Annotated in this window: 13 protein-coding genes; 2 read left to right on the top strand and 11 right to left on the bottom strand. The window is 33.8% G+C overall.

Annotation, left to right across the window (positions count from 1 at the left end; genetic code table 11):
- Positions 1 to 30 precede the first annotated feature (30 nt).
- Positions 31 to 1461: a rubredoxin gene (locus tag ACWA1F_RS20420; protein WP_456896447.1), complete on the top strand. Its 1431-nt coding sequence runs from the start codon at positions 31 to 33 to the stop codon at positions 1459 to 1461.
- A 139-nt stretch (positions 1462 to 1600) separates the two neighbouring features.
- A complete protein-coding gene (locus ACWA1F_RS20415; protein WP_456896445.1) occupies positions 1601 to 2233 on the top strand; it encodes a hypothetical protein in 633 nt (210 codons plus the stop codon).
- Positions 2234 to 2311: 78 nt separating this feature from the next.
- Here ACWA1F_RS20415 and moaA read toward each other — a convergent pair whose 3' ends face one another.
- The 11 genes from moaA to ACWA1F_RS20360 all read right to left on the bottom strand — a co-directional run bounded on the left by moaA (position 2312) and on the right by ACWA1F_RS20360 (position 10850).
- Positions 2312 to 3319, bottom strand: a complete 1008-nt coding sequence (gene moaA, locus ACWA1F_RS20410; RefSeq protein WP_456896443.1) for a GTP 3',8-cyclase MoaA — start codon at positions 3317 to 3319, stop codon at positions 2312 to 2314.
- A complete protein-coding gene (gene moaCB, locus ACWA1F_RS20405) occupies positions 3306 to 4220 on the bottom strand; it encodes a bifunctional molybdenum cofactor biosynthesis protein MoaC/MoaB (protein ID WP_456896441.1) in 915 nt (304 codons plus the stop codon). The genes moaA and moaCB overlap by 14 nt, the downstream gene beginning before the upstream one ends.
- Positions 4221 to 4229: 9 nt before the next feature.
- On the bottom strand, positions 4230 to 4661 hold the full coding sequence (locus ACWA1F_RS20400) for a molybdenum cofactor biosynthesis protein MoaE (protein ID WP_066034044.1): 432 nt from the start codon (positions 4659 to 4661) through the stop codon (positions 4230 to 4232).
- 106 nt (positions 4662 to 4767) lie between these two features.
- Complete coding sequence (locus tag ACWA1F_RS20395; RefSeq protein WP_456896438.1) at positions 4768 to 5862, bottom strand: ThiF family adenylyltransferase; 1095 nt, start codon at positions 5860 to 5862, stop codon at positions 4768 to 4770.
- A gap of 10 nt (positions 5863 to 5872) precedes the next feature.
- On the bottom strand, positions 5873 to 6112 hold the full coding sequence (locus tag ACWA1F_RS20390; RefSeq protein WP_306159896.1) for a MoaD/ThiS family protein: 240 nt from the start codon (positions 6110 to 6112) through the stop codon (positions 5873 to 5875).
- Between the two features lie 2 nt (positions 6113 to 6114).
- Positions 6115 to 6903, bottom strand: a complete 789-nt coding sequence (gene cobA, locus ACWA1F_RS20385) for a uroporphyrinogen-III C-methyltransferase (RefSeq protein ID WP_456896436.1) — start codon at positions 6901 to 6903, stop codon at positions 6115 to 6117.
- A 5-nt stretch (positions 6904 to 6908) separates the two neighbouring features.
- Positions 6909 to 7481, bottom strand: a complete 573-nt coding sequence (locus ACWA1F_RS20380) for a molybdenum cofactor guanylyltransferase (protein WP_306159900.1) — start codon at positions 7479 to 7481, stop codon at positions 6909 to 6911.
- Positions 7482 to 7813: 332 nt separating this feature from the next.
- Complete coding sequence (locus ACWA1F_RS20375) at positions 7814 to 8560, bottom strand: sulfite exporter TauE/SafE family protein (protein WP_456896434.1); 747 nt, start codon at positions 8558 to 8560, stop codon at positions 7814 to 7816.
- Positions 8561 to 8735: 175 nt separating this feature from the next.
- The gene (locus ACWA1F_RS20370) at positions 8736 to 9908 is read right to left on the bottom strand and encodes a molybdopterin molybdotransferase MoeA (protein WP_456896432.1); all 1173 of its coding nucleotides are present in this window, start codon (positions 9906 to 9908) and stop codon (positions 8736 to 8738) included.
- Between the two features lie 165 nt (positions 9909 to 10073).
- Positions 10074 to 10322 carry a DUF6755 family protein gene (locus ACWA1F_RS20365; RefSeq protein ID WP_306159906.1) on the bottom strand — a complete coding sequence of 83 codons (249 nt, stop codon included), beginning with the start codon at positions 10320 to 10322 and terminating at the stop codon, positions 10074 to 10076.
- A 15-nt stretch (positions 10323 to 10337) separates the two neighbouring features.
- Entirely contained in the window at positions 10338 to 10850 is a 513-nt protein-coding gene (locus tag ACWA1F_RS20360; RefSeq protein ID WP_456896429.1) for a QcrA and Rieske domain-containing protein, read from the bottom strand.
- Positions 10851 to 10856: the final 6 nt, after the last annotated feature.

Raw genomic sequence — 10856 nt, 5'->3', positions numbered from 1 at the left:
AAGAAAACCTGAAACCTGAAACAAAAAACTATGGAACTAACAAGATTAATAGTAAAAGGAGGCGTTATTTCGCCAGGAGAATTGCGAGAAGTCGTTAATATCGCTTTGGAAGAAGGACTGGATTCAATTTCTTTTGGCTCCAGACAGGATATTATTTTTCCGAAAGGGTTTAAGTCTTTAGATAAAACCACTTTAGGTAAACATCATTTTGTGTATCCAGATCAAAAAAGCGGTAACAATATTGTTTCTTCTTACGTTTCGACAGATATTTTTAGAAATACCAATTGGCTTACAGGAAATCGTTTTTTATACGTTCTAGAAGAATTTAAAGAACAGCCAAAACTAAAAGTCAATATAACCGATCCGAAGCAACAACTGGTTCCTTTGTTTACCGGACATTTGAATTTTATCGCTTCAGAACATGAAGATTATTGGTATTTATATATTCGTCTTCCGAAATGGGAAAAAATGGAAGTATATCCCGTTTTGATTTACAGCTGGGATTTGGCTAAAATTTATTACGAAATCGAGAAAATCTCTGAAGAAGATTCTATTGATGTTGAAATGCTTTTTACCTTAGTTAGCGAAGCTTTGGATACCAACAACAGAACAATTGACAAACCATTGAATATTCCGTTTTATCCATTTCCGTATTACGAAGGCATGAACCGAATGGGAATCGATCAGTATTGGTTGGGATTGTATTGGAGAAATAATCTTTACGATCTCGATTTTCTGAAAGAAATGTGCGATTTATGTTTTGAATGCAAAATTGGTAAAATCTGCATTACACCTTGGAAATCTTTCATTATAAAAGGAATTCCAAAAGACAGAAAATTAGAATGGGAAAAGTTTTTAGGTAAAAGAGGAATCAACGTTCGTCATTCCCTTTTAGAATTAAATTGGCATTTGCCAGTTGCAATGGAATGGGCTTTAAACTTGAAAACATTTCTAGTTCGTACACTCGATCAATTTGACATCAGCACGTACGGATTGAATTTCGGAATTTCGGAATACAATCGCGACGGTCATTATTTTACTTCGATTGTCATCGAAAAAAATGAACTTCCCGCTGCTTTAGAATCTATTAAAATCAGAGATACTTACAATGTTTTGTTTGCTAAGAATTTCGACCCAAATACGCGCGAATACATTGTTCATTCACAAGATATTGATAAACTCGAGCTTCCTACTATTTTAATTGAATTAAGCCGAAAATATTTTGAAGGCCTTGGAAATGTAGCAGCTGAAACAGCTGAGAATCCGCAGAAAAAAGAAAAACCGCAATTGGATGTTTATCAATGCCAAGAATGCCTGAGCCTTTATAATTCTGAATACGGAGATCAAACCCAAGGAGTTCCCAAAGGTATTTTATTTGAAAATCTGCCTGAAACGTATTGCTGTTCTTTATGCGAAGCACCAAAAAGTAATTTTAGAATTCTAGAAGCAGTTGAAAATTAATGACTTCGATAAAAGCACAGCATTTCGTATTCAAAAATTGCGTATATTTAGCTTAACTAAGAATTTATATTAAAGCTCTATACTTCAAAAGCTTTAAAATTACTTGGTTACTATCTATTATTCAATAAAAAATACAGTTATGATAAAACGAAATCCAAGTACTCCTGCTGTAAACAACACTGATATTCCAGCAGAAACAACTGTAGAAAAGACTACAGAAATACAGCCAGAAACCAAGACAACGGTAAAAAGAACAACAAGAACTGCTGCAAAACCAACAGCAACAAAGGCGCCAGCTTCAAGAACAACCGCTGCAAAAGCACCTGCTGCGACTGTTAAACCTGCCGCAAAAACGCCAGTTAGAGCTGCGTCTAAAACAACGCCGAGAGCGACTGTAAAAAAAGCAGCAACAGCGCCTGCAAAAGCAGAACCTATCGTTTCTGAAATTGTGGAAATTAAAACCGAAGATATTCCAGTGCCTTTTGAAGAAAACAAACCTGTTGTAACTGTGGAGAAAATTGGCAAAGAAAAAAACGATATAAAATCAAAGCTTAAAGCTAAACTTAAAGCCAAAAAAGAGAAAGAAAAGAAAAGAGAAAAAGCGATTAAGGCGGTTATCAAAAAATTAGAAAAAGCTAAAAAAGCAAAATTAAAAGTTGCAGAGAAGAAAAAAGAAAAAGCTAAAAAGGCAAAGGATAAAGCCAAAGCTAAAAAAGCTGCTGAAAAGAAAGCAAAAGCACAGAAAAAAGCTAAAGCTAAAAAGAAAAAATAGGAGTTGAAAATTCCAATATTTTAAATTCGAAATTCCAATTTGGAAGACTTAAAAAGAATCCTTTGGGTTCTTTTTTTATTACCCCCCTATCGAAATCATGCTGCGATTATCAGAGTGAAGCGTAGGGTCATTTATCTTAGCAATTGTAGTCATTCCTGCCCTTACTTTCTTTTTATTTTGAATGGATTCCGAAATCAAATCGGTGATAGATTCTCCATTTCTAAAAGCAGTCAACAAATCGGTTTCTGAATTGGAGAAAAGGCAGTTTTTTATTTTTCCGTCTGCCGTCAAGCGGATGCGGTTGCAGCTGTCACAAAACGGATTGGTAATCGAACTGATGATTCCAAAATCACCTTGAAAGCCTTTTACTTTATAGGTTCTTGCTGTGAAGTTTTTTTCGTCTTCTAGTTTCTCCACCTGATTTTCATCAAAATGAGTATTTACAAAAGACAATACTTCTTTCTGAGACACCATTTTACTTCTATCCCACTCGTTTCCTGCAAAAGGCATAAATTCAATAAATCGTACAGAAATAGGCAGAAACTGAGTCAGTTTTACAAAATCAACAATTTCGTTATCATTAAAACCTTTCATTAAAACGACATTAACTTTTACTTTAAAATCATTATTCAAAAGTAAATGCAAATTATCAATTACTTTCTCAAACTGATTTCTAAGCGTTATCGAATGAAATTTTGATGCAATTAAAGTATCTAAACTCAAATTGATTTTTTTGACTTTAAACTGCTTTAAAACCTCAATATGACGGTCAATTAAAATTCCGTTTGTTGTGATGGAAAGCGAAATATTAAGCGCTGCTAATTTCGAAACAATTTCAGGAAAATCTTTTCTCAACAGAGGTTCTCCTCCTGTTAATCTTATTTTGTCAACACCATTATTTACGAAAGTCTGGGCAATGGCAAAAATTTCCTCAGCCGTCATTAAACTTGCTTTTGGAGAAAGTGCGATTCCGTCAGCTGGCATGCAGTATGTACAACGCAGGTTGCATTTTTCCAGCAGCGAAATGCGCAGATAATTGTGCTTGCGCCCAAAACCATCCGTCAAAATAGTGTTAGAGGCTGTCATGATTTTTTCCTTTTAAAATATGAAAAACGTGCAAAAGATGTGGAAAAACTGCATCCATTGACTCTCTCGCTCCATTTGTAGAACCTGGTAAAGCCAAAATTACAGTTTTACCTAAAGTTCCCGCAACTGTTCTAGACAACATCGCATACGGCATTCTTTGCTGGCCGTAACTGCGAATAGCTTCTTCAATTCCTGGAATTCTGCTATCTAATAATGGTTCTAGAGCTTCGGGCGTTACATCTCTGGGAGATAATCCCGTTCCTCCAGTAAAAATAACGAGCTGGTTTTCTTTAGCGAAAGCCTTAGTTTTTTCCTGAATAATATCCAATTCGTCTGGAATAATTTCATAATGAGAAGTTTCAACTCCGCATGAATCCAATTTCTCTACAATAACTTTTCCAGATCGGTCTTCTTTATCTCCTGCGAAAATCGAATCGGAACAAACGAAAACCGCTGCTTTAATTGCATTCGAAAATTTATTTTTAAACGAAGATTTTCCGCCTTCTTTATTTATTAATTTGATGGTCGAAATCTCGATTTCTTTATCAATCGGTTTCAACATATCGTACATGGTCAAAGCAACAATAGACGCTCCGTGCATCGCCTCAACCTCAACTCCCGTTTTGTAAACGGTTTTTACATTGAAAATAATATGAATCTCCAAGCCTTCAATATTGTATTCTACAGAAGTAAATTCAATTGGAAGCGGATGACAATCTGGAATGGATAAATGCGTGTTTTTTACTGCAAATAATCCCGCCGTTTTGGCCATTTCGAACACATTTCCCTTTGGCACCAAGTTATTGACAACAGCATCAATCGTTTCTTGTTTGCTGACTTTTACGATTGCAGTCGCAGTTGCTTTCCTTAAAGTGTTTATTTTATGCGTAATATCTACCATTATAGTTTCTTAGGTATTTTGTTTCCAAGTGAATGTATCGTTTTCAAACATTTCTTTACCAAAAATCGGCACATCGGTTTTAATCCAGTTTACAATGGCTTCTGTGGCCTCATAAACTTGTTTGCGTCGTGTAGCCGAAACAAAAACGAACAGACAGATTTCGCCCGCTTTTACAACGCCTAAACTGTGATAAATGTGCATGCAGGTTAAATCAAACTTAGCGAAGGCTTTTTCTCGAATTGCATATAACGCTTCATTTGCCATGTCTTTATATGCCGAATAATCGATAGCAACAACTGTATTGTCGTGAATCACGTCCGCGCGAACTTGCCCCAAGAAAATATTATGCGCTCCAATCGTATGTTTAGATTGGTGTTTAGCGATCGATTCTGCTATAAACTCAGGCGAGATTGGTCCTTCTACAAATACATTTTTACTCATTTTTATATTTTTATTCGCCACGAATTCACGAATTATTTCGTAATAAATTGGTGTAATTGATATTTCACTAATTTTATTTTTTAAAATCGATACGTAAAGTATTAGATTAATTCGTGAATTCGTGGCTATTCTTTTTTTCTTCTTTTAATAAATTTTTCATTGCCAAAGCTCCGCCAATAACACTTTTTACCTTTTGAAATTGATTTTTCTGAAGCGTTTCAGCCGCGATTTTACTTCGAATTCCAGATTGACAGAAAACGTAAATGATCTGATTTGAATTCAATTTTTCAATTTCATTCTCTAAATTCATTAACGGAATCTGAATACTATTTTTCAATTTTATTTTTGGCAGTTCGTCTTCATTTCGAACGTCTAAAAAAAGAACTTCCTCATTTTCTATTTCATTCAAAAGAAGCTCAAATTTAATTTCTTCTATTTGATTTTCAGCTGAATTATATTTTCTTTCAAACTCTACTTTAGTTATTTCTAAAGTAGAGCTTTTCTCAAAATCATACTTTTGCTGGTCATTTTTCAACATATTATAAACCAATATTTTTCCGCTTAAAATTTCTCCATTTCCGAGAATTATTTTTAGGACTTCATTAGCTTGAAACATTCCGATAATTCCAACCGAAACACCTATTACTCCTGCATCTTCACAATTTAGCGCATTTGCTTTTTCATCTGGATATAAACATCTGTATGTTGGCCCATTTTGATAATTAAAAACCGAAACTTGTCCCTGAAATCTAAAAATAGATCCGTACACCATCGGTTTATTGGTCACAAGACAAGCATCATTTATCAGATATTTAATTGCAATATTGTCTGTTGCATCAACAATAATGTCGTATTTTTCAAATAAGAAAATGGCATTTTTTCCAGACAATTTCTCTGCAAAAACATTCACTTGAATAAGCGGATTTAATTCTGCAATCATGGCTTTGGCTTCTGCAGCTTTTCCTTTTCCAACCGCCGAAGTTTTGTAAATAACTTGTCTGTGCAGATTAGAAACTTCGATAACGTCATCATCTACTATTCCAATTTCGCCCACTCCAGCACCTGCCAGATAGGGCAAAATTGAAGCGCCCAAACCTCCAGCGCCAATTACCAAAACTTTAGATTTCAGCAATTTGTACTGGCCGACATCTCCTATCTCAGGAAGTATGATTTGTCTGTTATATCGTGCCGTTCCACTCATAAATTTATTTTTAACCTCCAGCAAATGGTGGCAACAAAGCAATAACATCGCTGGTTTGTAATGTATAATCGCTTGCTTTTGAAACTATTTTTTGATTTACCGCAACGCTGAAAGTAAGCGATTCCAATTGATATTTTTCGTCTAAATCCTGCAATAATTTTTGCAGTGATAATTCTTCTGAAAAAGACAATTTTTCGAATTCGCATCTTGTTTTTTCAGCTACAGCTCCAAAATATTTAACTTCAATCATTTTTATAAATTTAAATTCTGAAAAATGAATTCATCATCAAAATGTTCCTGAAAATATTCCGTCAATTTTGATGTGTTTTTCACCACCTCACCAATCACAATAATAGCTGGAGATGAAATGTTTTTATCGGATACCAATTTAGTAATTGTACTAATAGTTCCGATTACTTTTTGTTCTGAATTTTTTGTTCCGTTTTGAATAATCGCAATCGGTAAATCATCATTTCTATTTTCTTGATAGATTGAAATTATCTCTTCTAATTTATGCATTCCCATCAAAATAACTACAGTTGCAGCTGATTTTGAGGCCAAATGAATGTCTTTTGATAATTCGTGATTCGAAGTTGTTCCTGTTATAACCCAAAAACTTTCTGCAATTTTACGCTGTGTTAAACTGATTCCTGCAGTAGCCGGAACGCCCAATGCAGAAGAAATTCCCGGTACAACAGCCGTTTCCAAACCAAATTTCACCGCATAATCAATTTCTTCACTTCCTCTTCCAAAAACAAAAGAATCTCCTCCTTTTAAACGCACCACATGACCGTAACGATTTGCCATTGAAACAATCAATTCGTTAATCTGATCTTGCGTGTAAGCGTGACATCCTAATCGTTTTCCAACAAAAACAATTTCTGCATTTGATGCATAATCCAGTAATTCTTCGTTTACTAAAGCATCGTACAAAACTACATCGGCACTTTTTAAAGCTTTAATTGCTTTTAGCGTAATCAATTCAACATCGCCTGGACCTGCGCCTACAATCGTCAATTTTGGTGTTTTTAAATTTCGCATAGTCTTTAAGTTAAATTGATATTCAGGTCGTTTAATTCGTCTGCCGAATTAATATTGGTTAAAGGAAAGTTTTCACTTTCTTCTATATTGATTATCTGATGAGGCAGTTTTGCCAACAAATCCATCATCTTTAGTTCATTAGAATCAATCGCTTCTTTTATAACTGGAAGAATATTTTTAGAATAAATTCCAATTAATGGATGTGTTTTGCTTTCCGAAGCAAAAACTGTGATTCCAGCTTCTTTGGTATGTTTTGAAATTAATTCTTGTAATAATTTTGTTGAAATTAACGGAATATCACAGCTTAAAATCAGATTAAACTTAGTTTCAGAATGTGATAATGCAGTGTAAATTCCGCCCAGCGGGCCTTTATCTTCAATAAGATCCGGTATTTTTTCATACTGCAAATAATCGTATTCTTTTGATGCCGTAATCAATTTAATTTGATCTGTAATTGGTAAAATCGCCTGAATGATATGTTCAATGAATGGCTTATCTTGAAACAAAACCAATCCTTTCTCTGATTGCATTCTGGTGCTTTTTCCGCCGCAAAGAATAAATACTGATAGTGTTTTCATAGTTTTTTGTTTCAGGTTTTCTTTTGTTTCAAGTTTCAAGTTTCAAGTTTCAAGTTTTCCCAATCTTTGTCATTCCTTCTCTTTTTTACCTTAGCCCGCGGTTTCAACCGTGGGAACACAATGATTCGCAGAGGTGATTTACAATGCGTTCCCACGGTTGAAACCGTAGGCAATGTTCATTATGTTGTAATAAATTTTTATTCAAATTAGCAAAGCTAAATCAACACAAAGCTTTGCGAACTTTACTATCTTCAATAGAATCATTTCAGATAAAGAACTTTGCGTACTTTGCGGTTAATTTTTATTTTAGATTTTCCACAACATTTCATTATTTAAGGAAAAATCAATTTAACGCTTGCCATTAAAATCACAGTTCCTAAAACCATTTTTAATGTTCTGTTTGAGAAAGAGCCACTTCCGTAAAATCCACCTAGCATTCCTCCTACAATTGCAATTGGAACCAAATAAAAACTTTCCATTGGCACTGTTTTTCCTCCTAAAAAGAACCCTAACATTCCTGCGAAAGAATTCACAAAAATGAATAAACTTGAAATCGCCGCCGATTCTTTAACCGAAGCCCATCCTAAAAACAATAGAATCGGACTCAAAATAATTCCGCCGCCAATTCCCAGCATTCCAGACAATAATCCGATGCAAAAACCAATTGCCAAAGCAAACGGAAGATTGATTTTTACCTCTTTTTTTTCTTTAAAATTAAATACTCCAAACAGTCTCAATGCTGCAAAAACCAATACAATTCCTAAAATTATTTTATAAATCGTATTATCTAAAGTTATAAAGCCACCAATAAATGCTGCTGGAATCGAAGCAATTGCAAATGGATAAAACAGTTTGGGTTTGAAATAATTATTCTTGTAATAAAACCAAAATGAAATACTCGAAACAAACAAATTCAACAACAAAGCCGATGGTTTCATAATCGAAATCGGAAATGCAAAAATGCTCATCAATGCCAAATATCCCGAAGCTCCGCCATGTCCTACACTTGAATATAAAAATGCAATTACAATTAAAGCAAAACTAAATAGGACTATATTTTCTGAGCTTAATAAGTTCATTTATTGTTTTTTGTTTTTTTGTGTTTTGTTTCAAGTTTCAGGTTTCAAGTTTTCCCAATCGATATGGAAATTACTGGCTATATGTTTTTATTTATACAGCGCTTTTTATCATCCACCATAAAATCTATTCTCTTTGTTCTATATTCTCTTTTCTTTATTCTATTCTCTAAAAAATCTAATCAATTGGCAATAAAACGACCTCTTGACCTTTTTTATACTCTTCAATATTCTCGGGAACAATTAATAAACTGTTCGCTACAGCAAATGTATTCAGCATTGCAGAACTTTGACCTTCTAAAACCGTCACATTGGTTTCGTCATATTTTGCTTTTAAAAACAAGGTTTTTCCAGTATTGTTTTTAATATCAGAATTTAGTTTTCGAACTACTTTTGGTCTATGAATTGCTGCAAAACCCATTCTATACTTAACCGCCGGCGCTACATAAATATAAAAATTTGTAAGCGATGAAGCAGGATTTCCTGGAAGCGCAAATACCAGAGTTTCATTTTTTGAACCAAAAAACATTGGTTTTCCTGGTTTTTGATTGATTTTATAGAAAAGCTCTTTTACATCATTTTGCAACAAAGCTTCCTTTACAAAATCATAATCTCCAACTGAAATTCCGCCGGAAATCAAAACAATATCATTTTTTTTCAAGATCTCTTTTAAAGCTTTTTTCGTTGCTTTCAAATTATCTTTTACTCTGTACACTTTCGTTTTTTCAATTCCAATAGTTTGAAGCGCAGCCTGAAGCATAATCGAGTTACTTTCGAATATCTTTCCTTTTGTAAGTTTCTCACCTGGAGCAACCAATTCATTTCCAGTAACCAAAATGGCTACTTTCGGCTTTTTATAAACCTCAACTTCAGTAATTCCTAAACAAGCTAAAAATCCAACTGCTGCTGGAGTGACTAAAGTATTAGCTTCAAAAACTACATCATTCTTAGCAATTTGCTCCCCTTTAGGACGCACATTTGCTAATTTATCTGGCATTGTGGCAATCAAAATTGAATTTTCATTTGCCATTACATGCTCTTGCATTACAACTGTATCTGCATTGTCAGGAACATAAGCGCCAGTAAAAATTCGGATCGCTTCGCTTGCTTTTAATTTTATATTCGAATGATCTCCAGCTTGCGAAGTCCCAACTATATCGTATTGATGTCGAATACTGTGTGTAAAAGCGTATCCATCCATCGCTGATTGACGAAATGGTGGCATATTTATTGGCGAGATTACTTTATCTGCCAATATATATCCCAGCGCTTTACTAACAGCAATCTGTTTTGTTGGCATTTTCGTGCTATTTGCCTCAATAATAGCGATGGCTTCTTCAACTTTAATCATTATGCTATCTTATTAAAAGCAAAAAATACTTATACAAATATAAGTACTTTTACTTATTTAAAATCTATTTAGTTCTAATTTTATTTTAGAATTATAAATTTAATGCATTTATTTTCAAAACTTTTATAAAAACACAAAATAGCTATTTTAAATTAAGAATTCGTTCTATTTCCTTTTAAAATTTCCCTTAGGAAGATAATATAGCCACGAGAAACCAATAAAAAATAAAATTGCAGAAGCTATAAAAGCAGGAATTAAAATTTCTTTATTATTATCTAATGCATTATTCAAAGAGGCGTACAAAAGCCAAATCTGAATGCTGACATTAAGAATTAAAATAAAAATTAATGTCGAAAGTATATTGTTCAGTTTATTTGGGTTGGCGCTATTCTGACTTCTTCTAAACGTACTCATAATTCAAAAATTAAATTAACTGTCTTTCTTTTCAATTAATGATTTAACAAAAACAGCGTTTTCTTTAAAAAACACTTCTAATTGAGGCAAGGCACGAGGCGGCGGTCCAGCAAGTACATCTCCGGTCATTGCATCAAAAGATCCTTCGTGGCAAGGGCAATGTATAATTCCTGTTCCAGGTTTGTAGAATACGGAGCAAGAAAGATGTGTACATTTTTGTTCATAAGCTCTAAAATCTCCGCTTTCTAAATGAATCAAAATATACGGAATCGTACTGCCTTCTAAAACAAAACCTCTTGTTCCGCCAACAGGAATATCTTCTTTATTACAAATAAAATGCTCCCCTTCCACTTCTTCTTTAGGCATTAAAAAAGCTTTGGCGGTAACAAAACCGCTTCCAACCATTAATCCTCCTGAAACAAAAGTTAAGAATTTAGCAAAATCGCGTCGGCTGACTTGAGTTGATTCTTGTTTTTTTATCGGAAAATCTTTTTTCCAGTTCTGATTTAAATTATCTTCTTTAGACATGACTCC

This window comes from Flavobacterium erigeronis (genome assembly GCF_054075165.1).
The sequence above is the reverse complement of the archived record's forward strand: the minus strand, read 5'-3'. Positions and strand labels throughout refer to the sequence as shown.